Source organism: Martinezella sp. CNPSo 3964 (assembly GCF_057784375.1).
This window is the reverse complement of record NZ_JBXSOW010000006.1, coordinates 304,377-325,277: the sequence shown is the minus strand read 5'-3', so window position 1 is coordinate 325,277 and position 20,901 is coordinate 304,377. Positions and strand designations below refer to the sequence as shown.

General features: G+C 61.4%; 16 protein-coding genes. 4 read left to right on the top strand and 12 right to left on the bottom strand.

What is annotated here, in order from left to right; all coding sequences use genetic code 11:
- Positions 1-124 precede the first annotated feature (124 nt).
- Entirely contained in the window at positions 125-871 is a 747-nt protein-coding gene (locus tag AC13Q5_RS20580; RefSeq protein ID WP_488502971.1) for a FadR/GntR family transcriptional regulator, read from the top strand.
- Between the two features lie 7 nt (positions 872-878).
- Here AC13Q5_RS20580 and AC13Q5_RS20575 read toward each other — a convergent pair whose 3' ends face one another.
- Together AC13Q5_RS20575 and AC13Q5_RS20570 are read right to left on the bottom strand one after the other, a co-directional pair.
- Positions 879-1,781 carry a dihydrodipicolinate synthase family protein gene (locus tag AC13Q5_RS20575; protein ID WP_488502970.1) on the bottom strand — a complete coding sequence of 301 codons (903 nt, stop codon included), beginning with the start codon at positions 1,779-1,781 and terminating at the stop codon, positions 879-881.
- Between the two features lie 10 nt (positions 1,782-1,791).
- Positions 1,792-3,087, bottom strand: coding sequence for an MFS transporter (locus tag AC13Q5_RS20570; protein ID WP_488502969.1), 1,296 nt, complete (start codon positions 3,085-3,087; stop codon positions 1,792-1,794).
- 137 nt (positions 3,088-3,224) lie between these two features.
- On the opposite strand from AC13Q5_RS20570, the gene AC13Q5_RS20565 reads away from it, so the two are divergent.
- Complete coding sequence (locus AC13Q5_RS20565; protein ID WP_488502968.1) at positions 3,225-3,926, top strand: FadR/GntR family transcriptional regulator; 702 nt, start codon at positions 3,225-3,227, stop codon at positions 3,924-3,926.
- Between the two features lie 313 nt (positions 3,927-4,239).
- On the top strand, positions 4,240-4,785 hold the full coding sequence (locus AC13Q5_RS20560) for a GNAT family N-acetyltransferase (RefSeq protein ID WP_488502967.1): 546 nt from the start codon (positions 4,240-4,242) through the stop codon (positions 4,783-4,785).
- Positions 4,786-4,831: 46 nt separating this feature from the next.
- Here the strand turns inward: AC13Q5_RS20560 and AC13Q5_RS20555 are convergent, their stop codons facing one another.
- The 9 genes from AC13Q5_RS20555 to AC13Q5_RS20515 all read right to left on the bottom strand — a co-directional run bounded on the left by AC13Q5_RS20555 (position 4,832) and on the right by AC13Q5_RS20515 (position 16,442).
- A complete protein-coding gene (locus AC13Q5_RS20555; RefSeq protein ID WP_488502966.1) occupies positions 4,832-5,776 on the bottom strand; it encodes an isoaspartyl peptidase/L-asparaginase family protein in 945 nt (314 codons plus the stop codon).
- Positions 5,777-5,865: 89 nt separating this feature from the next.
- On the bottom strand, positions 5,866-7,404 hold the full coding sequence (locus tag AC13Q5_RS20550; RefSeq protein WP_488502965.1) for a hydantoinase/oxoprolinase N-terminal domain-containing protein: 1,539 nt from the start codon (positions 7,402-7,404) through the stop codon (positions 5,866-5,868).
- Positions 7,401-8,477 carry an S-methyl thiohydantoin desulfurase family protein gene (locus AC13Q5_RS20545; protein WP_457881243.1) on the bottom strand — a complete coding sequence of 359 codons (1,077 nt, stop codon included), beginning with the start codon at positions 8,475-8,477 and terminating at the stop codon, positions 7,401-7,403. Before AC13Q5_RS20545 ends, AC13Q5_RS20550 begins: the two co-directional genes overlap by 4 nt.
- A 68-nt stretch (positions 8,478-8,545) precedes the next feature.
- A complete protein-coding gene (locus AC13Q5_RS20540; protein WP_488502964.1) occupies positions 8,546-10,141 on the bottom strand; it encodes an ABC transporter substrate-binding protein in 1,596 nt (531 codons plus the stop codon).
- A 41-nt stretch (positions 10,142-10,182) separates the two neighbouring features.
- Complete coding sequence (locus AC13Q5_RS20535) at positions 10,183-11,316, bottom strand: S-methyl thiohydantoin desulfurase family protein (protein WP_075853037.1); 1,134 nt, start codon at positions 11,314-11,316, stop codon at positions 10,183-10,185.
- The gene (locus AC13Q5_RS20530; RefSeq protein WP_488502963.1) at positions 11,309-12,865 is read right to left on the bottom strand and encodes a hydantoinase/oxoprolinase N-terminal domain-containing protein; all 1,557 of its coding nucleotides are present in this window, start codon (positions 12,863-12,865) and stop codon (positions 11,309-11,311) included. The genes AC13Q5_RS20535 and AC13Q5_RS20530 overlap by 8 nt, the downstream gene beginning before the upstream one ends.
- Positions 12,866-12,882: 17 nt before the next feature.
- Entirely contained in the window at positions 12,883-14,529 is a 1,647-nt protein-coding gene (locus tag AC13Q5_RS20525) for an ATP-binding cassette domain-containing protein (RefSeq protein ID WP_488502962.1), read from the bottom strand.
- Positions 14,530-14,532: 3 nt separating this feature from the next.
- The gene (locus tag AC13Q5_RS20520) at positions 14,533-15,414 is read right to left on the bottom strand and encodes an ABC transporter permease (RefSeq protein ID WP_488502961.1); all 882 of its coding nucleotides are present in this window, start codon (positions 15,412-15,414) and stop codon (positions 14,533-14,535) included.
- A complete protein-coding gene (locus AC13Q5_RS20515; protein ID WP_075853033.1) occupies positions 15,414-16,442 on the bottom strand; it encodes an ABC transporter permease in 1,029 nt (342 codons plus the stop codon). Before AC13Q5_RS20515 ends, AC13Q5_RS20520 begins: the two co-directional genes overlap by 1 nt.
- A 136-nt stretch (positions 16,443-16,578) precedes the next feature.
- Between AC13Q5_RS20515 and AC13Q5_RS20510 the strand changes: the two genes are divergently transcribed.
- Complete coding sequence (locus AC13Q5_RS20510) at positions 16,579-18,933, top strand: helix-turn-helix transcriptional regulator (RefSeq protein ID WP_488502960.1); 2,355 nt, start codon at positions 16,579-16,581, stop codon at positions 18,931-18,933.
- A 17-nt stretch (positions 18,934-18,950) separates the two neighbouring features.
- Here AC13Q5_RS20510 and AC13Q5_RS20505 read toward each other — a convergent pair whose 3' ends face one another.
- Complete coding sequence (locus tag AC13Q5_RS20505; protein ID WP_488502959.1) at positions 18,951-20,615, bottom strand: Na/Pi cotransporter family protein; 1,665 nt, start codon at positions 20,613-20,615, stop codon at positions 18,951-18,953.
- Positions 20,616-20,901: the final 286 nt, after the last annotated feature.

Here is a 20,901-nt window from a genome sequence, read left to right as displayed (position 1 = left end):
ATTGCCTCTTTTGTATTATAATTTATATTTTTGTTATACAAATAGACAAAAGCGGTCAAGCGGAGTTGCGCTTGTGACCACAGACCGAAGACGCTAGACATGTCTCGATTTTTGGGAAAAGCAGATGGCCGGGATGAATTCGGACGCCGATGATGCGAGCCTTGGCGCGAGCAAGAGATACCACGATGCGATCGTGCACACTTTGGGCGAGCGGATCGTCGGTGGCGCGCTTGCGGCGGGAGCCTCCATCGGAACGGAGCAGGAGCTCTGCGATCATTTCGGGACATCGCGCACCGTCATCCGGGAAGCCATCAAGATCTTGTCGGCCAAGGGCCTCCTCGAAAGCCGCCCGAGAAGCGGGACGAGGGTGACAGATCACTCCGAATGGCTGCTGCTTGACCCGCAGGTCCTCGGGTGGAGGCTTGGCGCGGAGAGCGGCAGCGAACGAGCTCGCATCGACCTCTATGAACTCAGGCAATCCTTCGAACCGGCGGCGGCAGAACTTGCGGCTGCGCGTGCGACACCGCAGGCGTTGCAGAAAATGAAACATGCCCTGCTTGGCATGACCCTCGCTTCGACGGCGGAAGAAAAGATCGAGCATGATCTCGCATTTCACACCGCCATTTTGGCCGCGACGGGCAACGCCTTCTATCTTGCCTTGGGGTCGCTGATCTCGGCGGGGCTGAAACATGTCTTCAAGGCAGGGCTGGAGCGGACGGCGAAGGAAGACGAGCGCTGGATACGCCGCCACCAGAATGTCTATGAGGCGATTGCCGGTGCCGACGGTTCCGGCGCGGCAGAGCAGATGAAGAACCTCCTGCGCGAAGCGCTGGAGGTCCAGAAGCTCGAGCCACCGCAGTCCGAAATCTAAAGGCAAATCAGCTTCGGAAAGATCCGAGCCTCTTCACATGCGAGGTGACGAGCTCCTCGCCGAACGGCGTCGGACGCATGGCAGGCGCCCGATCCTGGATCGTGAGCCCTGCTCGCTCCGCGAACAGCCGCTTGCCGTAGCACATAAGATGTTCGATCCCCTGCATGACGGCGACTGCAGACGGAAGCATGGTTCGATAGATCTCCTCGGCGCCGATCTCGTCTCCGGCGCGAAAGGCGTTGTATGCCTTGACTGCATAGTCGATGAGATCGGGGGCTAGAATATAGCCGGCGCAGCCTGCCCGCAGCCCGTCAAGCAATTCCAGGCCGCCCCGACCGTTGAAGACCGGCACGCCGTCGCCGATCGCCTGCATCAGCGCCTTGACCTCGACGGCCGATCCCTCCGCCTTGAGTACCCTCACATTGGGATGGGCGGCGCGTAGCGCCGCGAGATCCGGGCCTGTCAGTCCGCGCCCGAGAAAGGCGGGCGCGTTCTGGATTGCCACCGGCAGATTCGTCGCATCCGCGACACGACCGAAAAAGTCGATATATTCCTTTGCTCCGAAAGAACCGACCGGCGGCGGCTGGAGTATCACCCAGTCGGCACCAACCGCTTCGGCGTGCCGCACCTGCTCCACCTGCTCGGCGACCGAGGTGCCGAAGATGGTGAAGGCAAGCGGCAGCCGGCCGGCATTGTCTTCGGCAAGCCAGTCCATCACCGTCCGGCGCTCGGCCGCCGTCAATTTGGAAACCTCCGTGGCAAGGCCGAGCGCCGCAAGCCCATGCACGCCTGCCGCCATGCAGATTTCCACCTGCCGCTTCATCCCCGACCTGTCGAGCTTCTCCTCTCTGTCGAAAAGAGCGTAGAGGATCGCGTGGATGCCATGCAGTTTCTCAGGTTCGAATGCCATCTTGAATGCCTTATTGTTTTGAAAGTCGAAGGGCCGGCGCACCCGTGCGGACAATTGCGATACCGAGAAGGCCGCCTGTGATCAGCGCGGCAGCCACCAACGTCAGCGCCACATCATAGTTCCCGGTCGAATCCTTGAGCCAGCCGATCACTGGCGGCAGGGCAAGGCCGGCGACGTTTGCCAGCGCATTGATGAGCGCGATCGATACGGCGGCCGCAATCCCCGAGACGAATTCAGTGGTGACAGCCCAGAAGATCGGAATGACCGCCCAGTTGAGCGCCACCGAAAGGACAAGCAGCAGATAGGCGAGGTGCGGATCCCCGGCATAGGTCGCACCGAGAAGGCAGATGCCGGCAAGGGTGAGCGGAAGCCCGAGATGAAGCGCGCGCTCGCCGGTTCGATCCGAATGCCTGCCATTGAAGAACATCAAGATGCAGGCGGCAAGAAACGGCACCGCCGAAAGCAGGCTTACCGCCAGATTGCCGCTGCCGGACAGGTTCTTGACGATCAGCGGCATGAAGAGCGTGATGCCGATCGTGCCGAAGGCCTGAAGCAGCCAGAAGAAGGCAAGCATCCAGACGCGAGCGTTGGAAAACGCCGCACTCCAGCCTGCATGATGCGAGACAGGCGCCTTCTCCTCTTCGGCCGCGATGGTTCGCTCGAGGCCAGCCTGCTGCTCGACGGTCAGCCATGTCGCGTCTCGCGGGCGGTCGGGCAGAAAGTTCAATACGACAAAGCCCAGGACGATGGCGGGAATGCCTTCGATCAGAAACACCCAGCGCCACCCCGACAGGCCGAGAATGCCGTGCGCATTGAGCAGCAGACCGGAGAGCGGCAAGCCGATGACCGATGCGAGCGCTGCGCCGATATAGAAGAAAGACATGGCGTTTGCCCTGTCGCGTGATGGATACCATTTCGCAAGATAGAAGATGATGCCGGGCGTGAAGCCGGCCTCGGCCGCTCCGAGAAGGAGGCGCATTCCATAAAGCTGATAGGCGTTGGATATGAACGCCATGCCGGCAGCAATGATGCCCCAGCTGATCATGATGCGGGCAATCCAGCGGCGCGCGCCGAACCGGACCAGCAGCATGTTGCTCGGTATTTCGAAGACGATATAGGTCGCAAAGAATATGCCGGCCGCCAGCCCATACATCCGGCTCGTCAGGCCCAGTTCCTCGTTCATTCCGAGCGCGGCAACCGAGATGTTGGATCGATCGATATAGGCGACGAGATAGAGCAGCATCAGGAAAGGCAGGATGCGCAGATTGATGCGGCGAACGGCCTCTTCATTGATTTCGAAATTCATTTCCCCCTCCATGGCACTCATCGGCACCTTACAAACATCATACCTTTAACATATGATGTTTGTAAGGCAACAAGCCATTTGCTTTTATCCGCGCATTCTGATTGGTCTCGGTGGCGATGGAGGTGAAGGACCGACGCATGACGAAGACAAAGCCGAACAGGACGACGGCTCTCGTGGAGGCGCTCGGCATCCGTATCGCATCCGGGCAGATAGCACCCGGCACCTATCTCCCCTCGGAAGGTGAGCTGGAGCAGGAATTCGGCGTCAGCCGTACGGTCGTGCGCGAAGCAGCGAAGATATTGTCGGCCAAGGGTCTGGTGACCGTCAGACAGCGCACCGGCACGCGAGTGGAGCCGCGGGAGCGATGGCAGTGGCTCGACGGAGAATTGATCGCATGGCTATCGCGCGGACGGATCTCGCATGATGAGCTTATGGCTTTTGCCGAAGCTCGCCAGATCATCGAGCCCGGGGCCGCCGCACTGGCAGCATTGCGGGCAACCGACATGGAACGTCAGACGATCCTCGACACCTATCGCCGCATGGAGCGGGATCAGAGAGACGCGATAGCAGCCGTCGCCGCCGACAAGGCCTTTCACATGTCGATCCTGGCCGCGACGCATAATCCGGTGCTGCAGAGCCTCCGCCAGGCGATCGAATCCATTCTCGATGCCGTTTTCCCGCATACGGTCGGCGCGTTCACCGCCAACCTCGAAAACCACGCTGCCGTTGCAGAGGCGATTGCCGCGGGTGACAGTATCGCTGCCAGACACGCCATGGAGGCCGTTCTCGACCGGACGTCGGGCTTTCTTGGACACGCGCGGGAGCAGGCGAGACCATAGCCGTCAGGACTTGCTCGCCAAAGCAAGGATTGTAAAGATATGGATTGGCGGGGAAGGACCGGACCGCGAAAGGGGGTTCGCCCCTCGTAAACGGAACGCTCTCACGGCCGGTCCCAATTTCCTGCAGGCCAGGCCCGCAAGAGGCGGCGCTTTTGCGCGCCCATTGCGGCAATATATTGTCTAACGCTAAAAAATAGGCAGCAAATAAAATCGCTAGATACTAGCTTTTCATTGCCGCCTCGCGCCTGGATAGTGGTGTCGAATATACTCCCTCACCACTTCTGTCGGCATTTTTCAATCCGCAAGGCACTCTATGATGACTGCAAGATCGATCCCTCGCTCGTCCATCGTAACAGCGCGTCTCCGCCTGCGCCCGACGTCGGCGGCGGATGCGAAACGCGCATTCGAAATTCAGAGTGATTGGACAGTGACGCGGATGCTGAGCAACGCCACCTATCCGCCTCACCAGAAGGATGTCGAGAACTGGTTTTCCAGCCATGAGCACGAATGGGCCGAAGGCTCCGCCTATCGCTTCGCCATCGAACAAGGAGAAAGAACGATCGGCATCGTCGACGTCGATGGCATTGTCGGCAGCACGGGCAGTCTTGGCTATTGGCTGGAGAGAGAGTCCTGGGGAAAAGGCTATGCTTTCGAGGCGGCACAGGCGCTGATCGGCTTCGTCTTCAACGAAGCTGGCCTCTCAAGGCTGGAATCCGGCCACGCATCCGACAACCCGGTCTCGGGGCGGGTACTGAGCAGGCTAGGCTTCCGCCAGGTCGGCAACAGGGAGCTTTTTTCGCGGGCGCGCCGCGAAACCATCATCCAGTGCTGCTATGTGCTTGAGCGCCAGGCGCCGTGAACCCAGAGCGTCGAGCGGAGCCGTACTTCGCGCAACCGTAGTCCCGCTACAACTCAATTTCGTAGACCCGCTCATGCGTCGCGACGAAACCCTTGCCTTCCGGCGTCACCCAGCCGCGGAACATCCCTGGCGTATTATAGGGCGCGACGGCAGTGCCTTGAGCATCGATAGCCACCAGCCCGGCGCCGATCTGATGCGGCGCCAGATCATGGTTGATAAGCCCATCCGTCGCGGTCGCGATATCCTGCTTCAGATAGGCCATGCGGGATGCGATCTCGTGCCCGACGACATAGCGGATGAAGAACTCACCCTTGCCCGTTCCCGAAACCGCGCAGACGCCGTCGCGCGCATAGGTGCCCGCACCGATGACCGGGCTGTCGCCCACGCGCCCGTCAGGCTTGTTGTTGTAGCCGCCCGTCGAGGTGGCTGCGGCAAGATGGCCGGCAGCATCGAGTGCCACGGCCCCGACAGTGCCGTGCTTTTCGTTCTCCGTCCCCTCGGTACCGGCTGCAGCATGGCGCTTCATCGCCTCCAGCGCCTCGACCCGCTTCTCCGTGGTAAAATAGGATTGCGGCTCGACCTGCAGCCCCTTCGCCGCGGCAAAACGATCAGCAGCGGGGCCGGTCATGTAGACGGCACGACCATCCTCCATCAACGCGCGGGCAGCCTTGATCGGATTGCGGATCGCCCGCGAGGCGCTGATGGCGCCTGCCTCCAGCGTCGTTCCATCCATGATCGACGCATCAAGCTCGTGCACGCCGTTCTCGTTGAGCGCTGCACCATGTCCGGCGTTGAAATGCGGGCTGTCTTCCATGACCACGACGGCCGCCTCGACGGCATCGATCGCGCTATCACCGGCCCTCAGCCGAGCATAGCCAGCCCGCAAGGCGGCGGCCAGGTCACGGCGCGCACCCTCCCATTCCTCCGGTGTCATGCTGTCTTCCGGCATGACACCGCAGCCACCGTGAATAGCCAGCGCGATTTTCGTCATTTCTTGCTCCGATCCGGTGTCGGCGCAACCTGTCTGCCAAACACCGCTCACCTCAACAACGCCCGATCGGTTTGACCGGACACACCATTTCAGCTGAAGGCGATATCGCCGATGACCCTTACTCTTACACGGCGCGCACCGCCAGGCAGATAAGCGATCGGGATATCTTCGACTTCGAGCGTATTCAGGCTTTCGCGGCTCGCGCCGGAAGCAACGGCGGCATCCTGCGCCTCGGCTTCCGCCTTGGCGATGGCTTCATCGCGGCTCAACCCCGAAAATACCTGGTCGACCTCGCCAGACACCTGCGCCATGGCGGCGCCGAGCGCATTGGCAACACCGGCATTCTCGACGCGAAGAACCTCCGACGCCCCTGCGATCCTTTCCGGGATCAGGAAGGCGCCACCACCGACAGCAATCAGCGGCACGTCCTCGGCCGAAGTCTTCATCTGATCGAAGCTATCCGTCACCATGTCGCGGATGCGCTCGAGGCTTGCCTTGACAAAAGCTGGATCGAGATCCCGAACGCGATCCTTGTCCCCCATCTCGATCAGACCGGCGGCAACGGCGATGTCCGACGTCGTCAGCGTATTGCCACCAAAGACGCGCGCCTCCGTCAGAATGCGATAGCCGACCGAACGCGGACCGATCTTGCCCGTTTCCGGATCGATGATCGTTCCGCCGCCAAGCGCGATCGGCAACAGATCGGGCATGCGGAACAGCGTGCGTACGCCACCGATATGGACGATATTGTTGGCCTCGCGCGGGAAGCCGCCGACGAGGCACCCGATATCCGATGTCGTGCCGCCGACATCAACCACCATGGCGTCGCTCAAGCCCGTCAGGAAGGCGGCACCCCGCATCGAATTCGTCGGGCCGGATGCAAAGCTGTGGACCGGATTGACTGCTGCAACATCCGCTAGCGCCACCGTGCCGTCATTCTGCGTCAGGTAGAATGGTGCGGTCACGCCTGCTTCGCGCAACGCATCCGAGAAAGCCTGCACCGTGGTCCTGCCGAGCGACTGCAGCGCCGCATTGAGAAGCGCGACATTCTCGCGCTCCAGCAGACCGATCCGCCCAAGCGTATGTGACAGCGTGATCCTCGCATCCGGGATCACCGACCGGACAATCTCGCCAGCCTTGACCTCACATTCGGTGGTCAGCGGCGAGAAGGTTGCCGATATCGCGATCGACGTGATGCCGGCATCGCGGATCTTCATCGCCGCTTCGCGGATCTCGTCCGGGATCATCGGCACCAGCGGGCTGCCGTCATATTCGTGGCCGCCATGAACCATGAAGATGAGCGGATCGACGGCCGCGCGCAAATCACTGGGCCAGTCGCACATGGGCGGCAAAGAAGCACCGGTCGGCAGCGCAATACGGATCGCGGCCACCCTTTCCAGCCGCGCCCGCTCGACGACAGCGTTGGTAAAATGCGTGGTGCCGATCATCACGGCGTCGATCGGCCGGCCGGATGGGCCGGCATGGCCGGCCACATGGCTGAGAGCCGCCTTCACACCCGACATCACGTCCTGTGTCGTGGGGACCTTGATGGAAGCGATGATCTTCTCACCGTCGATCAGAACGGCATCCGTATTGGTGCCGCCAACGTCAATACCGATGCGTTTCATGCGAATACCGATCTGAAATCAATGTCATAGCCGAAAGCACGCGGGCCGACGGCAGCGATCCCCGCGGGCGTGGTCAAAAGCTCCGGTGCCGGCAGAGCGACAACAGTCACGCGCTGGCCGTAGCGCACGGATTCCGTGCCGACCGCGCTGCCGGAAATCGTGTCGAGCAGGCAAAGGAGATCGGGTGTCATCGCTACCGGCTCGCCGTCACGGAAGGCGACCGCCCACTCGTTCTGGAAGGCGAGCTCCATCCGGGAGCCCTTGTCGGCGTCAATCCCCTCGATCACGGTCCGCCCCCGCAGGAAGCCGCCGGTTGTTTCGCGCGCCACATCGATCACCTTGCCGCGGAATAATTGCTTGCCGCCCTCGTGATCGAGAACCGCCTTCACCGGATCGTCGTGACGTGCGCGCGCCTCGATGACGGCGCGGCCGAGTTCCGTCGCCTTGGTGATCGTGTAGTGAATGCCCCAGTCTTTGACTTCGCGGCCCGTGCGCGGGGCCTTGCAGGTGGCGGCGGTCGAACCGACTTCGGTGCAGACCTTGCGTGAAATCCGCTCCATCCACTTCCAGGAAGCCGCCTTGGTGACGATGACCTCGTTGTCGCGGACGTCGACGAGGGAAAGCGGATACATCGGCAGGTTGCCGATCGCGAACGAGGTCATCTGCGCCTCGGGATAGGCACGCCCCATGGCATCGGCGTTGACAACAGGTCGGCCGAGCATTGCGGCAGCGAGGAATGAGGACAACGCATTCGAGCCGCCGATCTCGACGCTCATGATCGCGCGGAAAGGTTTCCCGAGATAATCCTCCATGACCTCGACCGCACGCGCCAGATGCACGGGATCGCTGAGGCGCTCCTGCCCCACCAGGGGCGCGCCCATCTTCGAGACGACGGCAACCATATCGTCGTCGTCGAGCGCCATCGGGTCCATCACCTGCACGCGACGACCTTCGGCATAGAGCCTGCGAAGATTGAGCGTCGAAATATAGGGATTGCCACCGCCTCCGGTCCCCAGAATCCAGGCTCCCGTTGCGAGCGGCTCGATATTGTCTTCGGAAAATTCCTGAAGCATGTTTCACCTTCGGCAATAGCTCTCCCGACCCCGAATGGGGCCGGGTCTACGTCTTGTGCAGGCGAAGATCAGTTCGCCTTGCAGTCCCAATGGAAGTTCGAGAAGTTCAGATCCCAGCTCTGCATCGGGATGAACTCGTAGCCTTGAAGGCACTTGTTCGCCGCATAGCGCCGGTTCGGCGACACCGCCCATACGTCGGGCTGCAGTTCGGCGAGCTTTGTTTGCAGCTCCTTGTAGGTTGCATTCTGCTCCTTGATGTCGGTGGTTGCCCTTACCTTGTCGATCAGCGCGTCGACCTCAGGATCCTGCAGCCATTCCATCGACATCCAGGTGCCGGAAGCCTTGGAGTGATACTGATTGTAGAAGATCGCGTCAGGCGACGGATAGTTGGGCGAGATATTGACCTGTGTCGATGCGGGAGTGGTTTCCGGCTTCGACGAAAGCTCGACGATGCGGTTCCAGGGCTCGGGCTTGATATCGAGCGTGATACCGATCTGTTCGAGATTGGCCTGCATCAGCAGCGCAACTTCGGATTCGAAGGCGAGCGAGGCGACATAGCTGTTGACCAGCGTGATTTTCTGGCCCGCATATTTCGACTTGGCGAGCTCTTCCTTCGCCTTTTCGAGGTCGAAGACGCCGGGCTGGATATCGTCGTTGTGAGCATCCTTGAAGACGGTCGAAAGCGGGCCGGTCATGTCGAAGCCCGGATAGATCGCTTCCTGGATGGTCTTGTAGTCGGTCGCATAGGCGATCGCGCGCCGGACATGCACGTCGTCGGTCGGATAGACCTTGCTGTTCAGCTTGATGACGAAACCGCCGGCCGTCGTCGACTGCAGCAGCTTGTAGCCCGGCATCTTGCCGATCGTTTCATAGGTATCGTTGCCGAGGCCATGCGAGGAAAGGCCGAGCTCGCCCTTTTCGGCAAGCGCCTTGACGGTAGCATCGTCACTTGTCTGGACGAAACGCACTTCATCGATCGGCGTTCCCTTGGTCCAGCCGAGGAAGTAATCGGGATTGCGCGCGATCACCATATCGGCGGAACGATTGTAGCTGACGAGCTTATAGGGGCCGGAACCGGCGGAGTGCTCGCCAACATAGGCTTCGCCCCATTTGTCGTCCGGTTTGGTGTTGGCCTCGATCAGCTTCTCGTTCAGCGCCATCATCAGCGGCGTGACAGCCATGAACGGCGAGAACTGGCGATCGAGCTTGACGACGACGGTCTTGTCATCAGGCGCGGTAACGTTGTCGGGCTGCACGAGGCCGACGACGAGGTTCGAGGGACCCTTGTTGATGCCGATCAGGCGCCGGATCGACCAGACGAAGTCGGATGCCTTGACCGGCGTGCCGTCCTGGAACTTGGCGTCGTCGCGAAGATGGAACGTATAGGTCAGGCCGTCCTGCGAAATGCCCCAGGATTTTGCCAGATGGGGCACGATCTCGCCCGAAGGGCTGACGGTCGTCAGCGCGTCATACATGTTCACGATGGCCATGTAGCCCGTGTAGTCGGTGACCTTGGCCGGATCGAGCGAGCTGAAGATCTGCATCGTGTTGACGGCGATCGACACCTTGTCGGTCGCCGACGCTGCGACCGAGGTCAGCGGCAAGGCCATGGCACTGGCAAGCAGCAGCGCCGTCAGACGCAGATTTCTGAAACCCATCTTCATTCTAGTTCTCCTCTTTGATGCGGGAACTGCCCCGCTTATGGTTAGGCTGCCTTTCGGCCTGGGGCCGGCAGCGGCGAATAGATGATGTCCGGATAGCCGAAGGCGGCCGGACCGACGACGTCGAGCGCACGCGCGCTGCGCAGCAGCTCGTGACAGGGAATGGCGACGACGGCGACGCGCTGGCCGTAGCGCAGCATTTCGGTGGTGATCGGATAGCCGGTATCGACATCGAGCAGCACGATCAGATCCGGCACGCAGACCTCGATCACGCCATCGCGGCGGAAGACCAGGAATTCGTTCTGGATCGCCACGTTTGCCGTCTGGCCGTTGCAATCGTCAAAGCCGGCAAGTTCCATATCGCCGATGACGAAGCCGCCGCGCAGATGGCGCTTCAGGTCGGTGATCTTGCCGTTGAACACCCGCCTTCCGCCTTCCAGCGCACAAACGGCGGCGATCGGATCTTCCTGCGCCTTGCGCGCGCGGATCACCGCTTCTCCAAGCGCGATCGCCTTGGTGAAGCTCTTCGGGATGCCGTACTGATGGACATAATGGGCCTGCATCGGCGCGGTCGCCAGCATGGCCCCGCCGCCCTGAGCGACCACGCAGGCACGCGCCATGCGTTCGTGCCAAACTTCCGATACGGCATGGCTGAAGATCACGGCATTGCCATGCAGGTCGCACATGACCGAGGGCGTGGAGCTGTGGCCATAGATCGAGAAGGTCGTCATCTGCATTTCGGGGAAGGCCCGGCCCATGCCGTCGCAATCGAGGATAGGCAGGCCACCGAGAGCGGCGGTAACGAGGGGGTTCATCGCATTCGCGCCGCCGATCTCTTCGCAAACAATGGCATCGATCGGCGTGCGGATGAGCTCTTCCATGGCGCGCAGGCAGCGCAAGCCCTCGCGCCCCTCGCGGATGCGTTCGACGCCGACAACCGGCGCACCGATGCCGCCGATCGACATACAAAGTGCATCGGGTTCGATGGCGTCGGTCGCGAGCACCTTCATCTCGTAGCCGGCCTTCATGGCTTCGAGAACGAGAAGCTTGCCCTGGTAGGGGTTGCCACCGCCGCCAGTACCAAGAATGCCCGCACCGATTTCCAGGGCATCGAGATCCTCCGGCGTCAGCCGGCGCAGAGCGGCATCATCGTATTTCTGCTTGCGCGCCTCAGGCATGATGCCCTCCCATTTCACCGACGACTTTGACGTGAATGCGCGTGGCGTTGCCGGGCAGATAGGCAAGCGGCGTGTCCTCGCGCTCGATAACTTCAAGGGTTTCTGCAAGCGCGCCGGCGGCGATTGCCTTTTCGCGCGCCTCGGCTTCGGCTTCGGCAAGCGCGCTCTCGCGCGTGCGGCCGTCGACGAGCGAGAAGACGCGATCCGTCTCGCCGCTGATCTGGGCAATGGCAGCGCCGACAGCATTGGCTACGGCAAAATTCTCAGGCAAGATCACCTCGAGATCGCCGATGCGATCGGGCATCAGGATCGAACCGCCGCCGACTGCGATGACCGGCACCGGCGTCGAGGAAATGCGGCTGCGCTCGACGCAGGCCTCCAACATGGAGTTGATTTTTGCAACCGCCGCATCGACCAGACCCTTGTCGAGATTGGCAACCAACGCGGCATCGCCAACTTCAGCCTTACCGGCGGCTACAGCGACGTCGGTGGCGGTCAGCGTCGACCCGCCGAAGCAGAGTGCTTCCTTGCGCACGCGATAACCGACGGACTTCGGTCCGACGATGATTCCCGCTTCATTCCTGACAACGAGCGACCCGCCGCCGAGCCCGATCGAAAAGACGTCGGGCATCCGGAAATTCGTGCGAACCCCGCCGATATCGACAGTCGTCGAGGCCTGTCGCGGAAAGCCGTGCGAGAGAGCGCCGACATCCGAGGTCGTGCCGCCGACATCGACGACGACAGCGTCCTTCAGACCGGTCAGGAACGCGGCACCGCGCATGGAATTGGTCGGGCCGGAGGCAAAGGTCAGCACCGGAAAGGCACGCACGACGTCGGCCGCCATCAGCGTTCCGTCGTTCTGCGTGATGTAGAACGGGCACGGGATGCCGGCGGCCGCAAGCGCCTTGCCGAAAGCCGCAACCGTACGATCGGCAAGCGACAGCAGGCTCGCATTCATGATCGCAGCACTTTCGCGCGCCAGGAGACCGTGACGGCCGATATCCTTCGACATGACGACGGGCAGGCCGGGGCAATGCTGCTGCAGGATTTCCTTGGCCCGCACTTCCATCGCATCGTTGATGCCGCTGAAGACGCAGGTCACGGCGGCAGCCTTCAGCCCTTTCGCGCGGATTTCGCCGGCGATGCGCACGATGGCATCCTCATCGAGCGGCGAAAGCTCGCGCCCGTCGAATTCGTAGCCGCCCTTGACCTGGTAGCCGTGATTGCCGACGATCTCACGCAGATCGTCCGGCCAGTCGACCATGGGCGGCAGACCGGCACCGGACGGCAGGCTCAGGCGGATGGCTGCAACCTCGTCCATGTGTCGGCGCTCGATCACCGCATTGGTAAAATGCGTGGTACCGATCATGACGGCAGCAATGCGGGTACGATCGATGCCGGAGGCCTCGATGACCTTCTCCAGCGCCTCGATCACGCCCGAAGTCACGTCCTCGGTGGTCGAGGCCTTGACCCCGGCCAGAACGGTCTTTTCCTCCAGGACGACAGCATCCGTATTGGTGCCGCCGACGTCAATTCCAACGCGATACACGTCAGGCTCCTCTTCGATCAGTCTGTGGTTTTGACGAGAAAGCGCTTGCGCTCTTCCTCGGTTACCGCGGGCTTCTGGCGCTCTTCCTCGTCGGTGACGACGGGGATCGCAGCGATCAGCGCACGTGTATAGGGGTGATTGGGTGCGGCGAAGACCTCTGGCGTCGGCCCTTCCTCGACGATCTCGCCGCGCAGCATGATGGCAATACGCGAGCAGAAATTGCGCATCAGCGACAGGTCATGCGAGATCATCAGATAGGTGAGGCCGAGCTCCTCGCGCAGCTGCAAAAGCAGTTCGATGACGGTCTTCTGAACGGACACATCAAGCGCTGCGGTCGGCTCGTCGAGGATCAGGATCTTCGGCTCAGCCGCCAGCGCGCGGGCGATCGCCACGCGCTGCTTCTGGCCGCCGGAAAGCTCATGAGGGTACTTTGCCAAATAGGATTGCGGCAGGCGCACGAGCTCCATGAGCTGTTTCATCCGCGCCTCGCAGGTCGGCCCATCCATGCCAATCGATTTCAGCGGCAGCGACAGCGTCTGCTGGACGTTGCGCTTCGGATTGAGCGACGTGCCGGGGTTCTGATAGACGATCTGCGTCAGCCGCTTGCCGCGCCCCGGTGCCCGCGCATCGATGGTGACGCTGCCGGACGTCGGTCGCGACAGATCCATGATGATGCGCGCGACCGAGGTCTTGCCGGAACCGGATTCGCCGGCCAATCCGAAGATTTCGCCCTGGCGCAATGTCAGGTTCACGTCACGAACGGCATGGAAACCCGGCTTCCTGCCATAAATCTTGTTCAGCCCTTCGACTTTCACAATCGGTGCGCGCTCGCTTTGCGGCAGGTCGGTGACGCGTTCGCCGTAAAGCGGCGGCACGGCCTCCAGGAGCGCCTTCGTATAGGGCTGGTGCGGCTTGGTCAGAATCTCACCGCAAGGGCCGGCCTCGACGATATCGCCGTGATGCATGACCACCACCCGGTCCGCGACCTTGCGTACAACGCCGAGATTGTGGGTGATCATCAGGAGAGCCATGTTCTCCTCGACCACCAGCTGATTGATCAGGTTCAGGATCTCGTCCTGCGTCGTCACGTCGAGCGCGGTACCGGGTTCGTCCGCGATCAAGAGCTTCGGCTGGTGCAGCAGTGCAAGCCCGATCAGGACGCGCTGGCGCATGCCGCCCGAAAGCTCGGACGGATAGGCATTCATAACCCGCTCGGCATCGGCAAGCTGCACGCGGCGCAAGACGGCGGCGATCCGCGTCCGACGCTCGGCCTTCGACGAACGGACACCATCACGCTTGTCGGCAAAACGCATGACGTCGTCGAGATGTGTGCCGATCTTGAAGACCGGATTGAAGGAGGAAAGCGGGTCCTGCATGATCAGCGAAAAAGCGGTGCCTTTCAGCGCCTCGCGCTCCCTCCGCTGCATCTTCAGGACATCGCGACCCGACACCGAAATTGTGCCTGAGCTGATGGAGGCATTCTTCGGCAGGGTGCCGATGATCGCTTTCGCCGTGACGGATTTGCCCGATCCGGTCTCCCCGATCAGCGCGACGCGCTCACCGGCGGCAACGGTGAAGGCGATATCACGCAGCACTTGCCGGGTTCGGCCGTAGGTGGTGAAGGAGACATTCAAAGCCTCGATCTTGAGAAGTGGCTCGGTCATGGCTTAGCTCTCCACATCGAACATGTCGCGCAAGCCATCGCCCAGGAGATTGAAGCCGAGCGTTGCGTAAAAGACTGCAGCACCGGGGCAAACGACTTCCCACCAATAACCGGGCATGAACTGGCGGCCATCGGCAACCATGGAGCCGAGGTCAGGGATGGGCGGCTTCACCCCGAAGCCGAGGAAGCTGAGAGTGGCGCCGAACAGGATGACGAAGGCTGCATCCAGCGTCGTCTTGACGGAGATGACCGCCACGCAATTCGGCAGGATTTCGCGAAAGAGGATGTGCATCGGCCCGGCGCCGGCAAGTCGCGCCGCCTCGATATAGTCTTCGGAGGCAATCGACTTCGAGACGGAATAGATCAGCCGCGCATGCCAGGTCCACCACAACAAGGTAATCGCGATCATCGCGTTCATCAGGTTCGGCTCGAGCAAGTTCGACACTGCAAGCGCCATGACGAGCGGCGGCATCGCCAGCATGACATTCGTCAGACCCGTGATGAGCTTCTCGACCCAGCCGCCAAAATAACCTGCGACCAGGCCGAGCACCGTGCCGATCGGCACGGAAATGCCGAGGACGCCGATGACCAGCAGCAGTGAAACACGCAGACCGAAGACCGTGCGGGAGAAAATATCGCGACCGACCTTGTCCGTGCCGAACCAATGAGTGACATCGGGCGCTACATGCCGTGCGCGGAAATCGACGACGGCACCGACATGCTTCGGATAAGGCGTGAGCCAGGGTGCAAAGACTGCAAGCACGACGACCGATGTCAGAATCAGCGTACCGATCACCGCAGCCGGATTACGGCTGAAGCGATACCACATCATGTAACCCGTGCTCAGTCCGCGGTCGGAGGCATCAAGCATCTTCATATCGGCCATCAGCGTGCCTCCTTGCGGCGCAGGCGCGGGTCGATGATCGAGATCAGGACGTCAACGACCAGGTTCGCAACGATGAAAAACAGGCCGGCGACCAGCACGACGGCCGTCACGGCATTGAGATCCTTTTGCAAGATGGCGTTGAGCCCGTAGGACGCAAAGCCGCCCCAAGCGAACACCATCTCGATGACGAAGGCATTGCCGATCAGCGATGCAAATTCGAGGCCCATGATCGTCAATGGCGCGATCGAAGACAGCTTGAGGAGATAACGGAAGATGATGACCCGCTCCGGTACGCCGAAGCTCTGCAAGGTCAAGACATGGTCCTTGCGCTGGTTCTCCAGCATGGAGGAACGGGTGATGCGGGTAATCTGGCCGATACCGGCCATGGCAAGCGCAAAGGCAGGCAGCACGAGATGCTGGAGCGCATCGACAAACACATCCAGACGTCCCGCTAGCAGCCCATCGATCAACAGGAATCCGGTCGGCCCAGGCTGAAAACTTAAGGAATGATCGAGACGGCCGATGATCGGCCAGTTCGGCAGACAGCGCGCGGCCAGCAATTGCAGGCTGATCGCAAACAGGAAGCTCGGAATGGTCACCCCGGTCAAGGACAGGATTCGGCCGATATGGTCCAGCGCACGATCGCGGAAATGCGCGGTGATGACCCCGAGCGGAATGGCCACCACGAACATGAAGATGACGGAGACGAGCACCAGTTCGACGGTCGCCGGCACCGTCTGCTCCAAATCGGTCGTGACCGGACGCTGCGAGACCAGCGACATGCCGAGATCACCCCGCAGCGCCTTGCCGACATAGTCGACATATTGCACCAGAAGCGGCTTATCCAGGCCCATCTGAACACGGAGCGCATCGACCTGTTCCTGCGTTGCCGCAGGGCCGAGCGCCATGCGCGCGGGATCTCCGGGCACAACGCGCGCCAGCGCAAAAATCATGATGGAGAGCGCGATCATGACCAGCACGAAAGTGCTGAGCCGCGTCAGAATCGCGACCAACGGATGTTGCTGCATCGACGGGAGGTTCCTTGTTCGCCAGCTAACCTGGCAACAACAATCCGCATCTTCCGGCGATGAACAACGGGACAAAGGTATAGTTTTTTAGCTTTATGGTATAGGTTATTTTTCGCTATATGCTTACAAACCCTGCATGAACAGATTGATCCCCCGGCCCAATCTTTGCCGCCGCATCGCCGCAGAGCGAGCGGGCGTGATCTTCCTGCGCGCCCCTACGGGCGCCGGAAAGACCACTGTTCTGTCCATGGTAGCAAAGGCGATGGGCCGGAAGGTCTGCAGCCTGCAGCAGCCGCGAATGAGCGATGTTGAGGATGGTTGGCTCTTCTGGGACGTGCCAGTGTCAGTGCGGTCGGCTCGCGTTTCTGCCCAACTCGTCGAGACCATCGGCGTGCTGGTGGTCGCCTGCCGCCCCGATCAGCGCATCAGCGGACTGGCGCGGCTTATCCTGCATCGCGGTGCAGTCACGCTCGACGGTGGGGATCTCACATTTTCGAAAGAGGAATTGCGTGATCTTCATACCGAAGAAGCCGAGCGGCTCCTCAGGGATTACGCCGGTTGGCCGGCATTTCTGCCGCTGACGCACCTGCAGGACACACGCCTGAGCATCGACTACCTGCGCGAAAATTTCCTCGCTCACCTTTCACCGGGACAGACGGCTTCGCTATCGATCTGGCTCGAAGCGCCCGCCTCGCTCCCGTCCGATGAATGGGCTGGCCTATTGCCGCCTCTGCTTGTCGAGGCTCCAGATGAACACCCAGAGCTGTTGAAACTTCTGACCATCGCCGTCGGCGAACGGCTGGCGACCTTCGAGACAGCAGTCGCGGTGATTGAGGTCGCTTCCGCCCTCGAACGGGCGGGACGAGCGCTTGCTGCCATGGCCCTGCTCCTGGAGCATGGACATGAGGCCCACGCAGCACAAATTCTGGAGCGTGCCCGCGGCCTGGAACTGATCTACCGCAACAGCCTCCAGACCTTTCGCGACATCATCATGCGGTTTTCCCACGAGATGATCGCAACCAACGAGGTCGTGCTCTTTGCCATGGCCCGCACGCTCCTGAAGCTCGGAGAACTGCAGCGCGTGCGCCATCTGGTCGGCAAGCATCTGGGTTCGGACTATCTCGATCCGCTCAAGGTCTTGCTGCGCGGGTCGCGCTTTTCCTTTGCGGCACGAACCTTCCGGCTCAATCTCATGATCTCCGAAGACCTGATGCCGACCGACGCCATGATCACCCGGCTCGGCGAGTTCATGGCGGATTATCCGATGGGGGATTACGGCAAATGGGCTGCCTATTACAACGCGCTGCTGGAATTCGAAATTCGCCGCCGGAATTTTCGCGAGGCGGAGGCGGCTGCCGCCCGCGCCTTGATCTACCTCGGCCATATGGGCGGCCAGCCGCTGCTGGAATTCTTCATCCATCTGCATCAGACGGTGTTGCGCCTTATGAGCGGCGATGCCCTTTTTGCACGTCGGGCTGCCCAGGAGGCACGGCAGAAACTCGAACAGGTGCCGCACGCGGCAGAGGCGGAATTCCGGATGCTGCGGCTCGCCGAAGCCTCCATCGCCTATGAGGCAGGTCACCCTCGCGATCTCCTGCAGTTCGTTCAGAATGAGTTCGATAGTTTCGCCGCCGCGGAAATCTGGCCCAGCTTGATGCAGTTCGCGCTTCACTATGCGTCACAGGTCCTGGCCGATCATTTTCCGATGGTGATCCGGCCCGGTTTTCTCGACGGGCTCTGGATCCATCTGTCAGAGGGCCTGCAATTCCACGCGATGATGGAGATCCGCACCGCGATTGCGTATCAGAATGCCAATCGCTGGAGCGATGCAGCACTAACGCTTTCCGCCGTCCGCATGCGCATCGGCCGCAACTGGGTCGAAAGCGCCAACGAAGAACTGACCCGCCTGACGAGACGGGACGAGATTTCCTACGCTATGGCATGGCTGCGCGACAGCGTGCGTCTGTCGACGCCGCGCCCCTATCTCTCGCGCCAGATCGATGCGCTGATCGCCAACCCGAAAGTCACCAACCGAGAGAAAGTTGCCCTGCAGCTCTGGCAAAGCTATGCCGCCTATCAACGCCGTGACAATGCCGCGACGCGCGCGCATCTGCTGTCTGCGCTTGAAAGCGCGACACGCCTCGGCTGCAACGGCGTCCTCTCCGAGGAGCGGATCTTCCTTTCGCCGTTGCTCAAGAACCAGCGTATCCGCAGCTTCATAGAGACCTCGTCCGATGTCCGCACCGCGCTTTCGCTTTTTACCGCTTCGATGAATTCGCCGCAGGCGAAAGCCCTGCAAGGCGGTCTCTCGCAGCGCGAGGTGCAGATGATCCAGCTGATCGCAAGCGGCATGTCGAACAAGCGCATTGCCCATACTCTCAATGTTTCCGAGGTGACGGTGAAATTTCACCTCGGAAATCTGTTTCGCAAGCTGGGCTGTCATCGCCGCGCCGAAGCGATCCGGGCAGCAACTGCGCTCGGCTGGCTGTGATCGCAGCAACTGCTGGATCAGACCAGACTGGCCTTGTCGGCATCCTCCCGCAAGGCGCGGCTGGCACCCGTATCTTCCGCGCCCAGCACAGCATAGCCGATACTGGCAAAATGGGAGTTGACGAGCTTGAGATCGCGTAACGTCGCCAGAAACAGGCTGCTTGAACCGAGCAGCGCCGGATTGGCACCACCCAGACGGGCGAGATGGTCTCTTGCCGCACCCCGCTCGGCTTCGTTGAGATGCCGCTTGGCATCCACCAGTTCCTGGGCCGAACGAGGATCTTCCGTCGTCAATGTCGATAGCGCCAGCCGCAGGTCCGCGGCGACCTCGGCCTGGATCGTCTGCAGGGCTGCATGGTCGGCCGCATTGATCGTCCCTTCGGCGCGCCGCGTGATCTGCTCTAGGCAGCGCTCGAGAATATCACCGGAGTGCCCGAGATTGACGGCGAATTCGATGACGTCGGACAGGCGGCTGGCGTCGCGATCCGTCAATTCCGACGGCTCCAGCCGGGCAAGATAGGCCTTGACCGCCTCATGCAGCACATCGAGTTCCCTGCCCAGCCGCATGGCCTGCGACGTCGCCTGCTTGTCGGGACGAGCGAGATCGGCCGGAACCAGACGGAGAAGCGCCTCCACTAGATCGCCCATGCGCAGGATCTCGCGCGCGGCGCTGGCAAGGGCGAGATAGGGCGTTTCCAGTACCGACTTGTCGAGAAAGAGTGGGCGTGCCGCATCCCCCACCGGTTTGATCTTTTCAGGAAACAGCTTGACCAACAGCGCCTGCGTCGGGCCGAGCAGTCCAACACCAGCGACTGCAAGCATGACATTGAAGACCAGATGGAAATTGGTCAGCATGGATGCGGGGTCGGCCATATGCTTCTGCAGGATATCCGCGAGCGGCTGCAGAAAGGGGAGCACGACGATGCAGCCGATCGCGCGGAACACGAGATTACCCATCGGCACGCGACGGTTGGCGGGATTGGCCGCGTTCGTTTCGAAAACCGGCGGGAGTGCTCCACCTAGATTGGCGCCGAGAACCAATGCGAGGCCGGCGGTCGGCGTCACGACATTGCCGGCGGCAAGCCCCACCAGCAACAGCATCACGGCGACGCTGGAATGCGCCGCAAAGGTGAGCGCCGCAGCCAGCAATATGTCGAGCACGGGATCGCCGGTTATCGCGTCAAGGATGCTCCGCAGCGCAGGAGCGGTGCTGACCGGCTGGATCGTCTGCACGAGTTCATGCAGGGCGAGCAGCATCAAGCCAAGCCCAATGCCGACGCGCCCTAGGTGGCGCACGCGCCCCTTCGGCCCTCGCTTGAACGCGACATAGCCAATCAGCAGCAGCAGAGGAGAGATGAAGGAGACGTCGAAGGAGAGCGCCTTGACGATCAGTGCGGTACCAACATTGGCGCCCAGCATGACCGCGAGAGCCGGCACGAGCGCGACCGCGCCACGGGCGGCAAACGAGGTGACCATCATGACGGTTGCGGTGCTGCTCTGGAGCAGCATCGTCACGCCGGCGCCAGCGGCAACGGCCACCAGGCGATTGCGCAGCGCACGGCCAAGAACGCGTCTCAGGTCGGAGCCAAAGGCCTTTTCAATGCCGCCTTGCACCATGCGCATTCCCCAGAGGAAAAGTGCGACATGCCCCATAAGTTCCAGGATGACGAGACTACCGGTCATGACACATTATCCGGTTGAAAATGAAAGCAATGCTGATTGAATGCAGACGGCTCATGCCGCCGGGGATCGTCATTTTCGACGCGAGCCATTTCCATTATGGCCGGGCTCCGCCCACGCAGTTGGCAATCGACCACACGCAAAAGTATCATGCCAATTGTGACAGCGAGATAACCGCGTTACGGCGCGCGGCGCGTCGTTCATCGCAGCCAATTCGAAGATAGTGACCATGATAACGACCTCCTGGTTCGATGGTTGTTCGAAGCCGGGAGGCCACGCCGCGGATCAA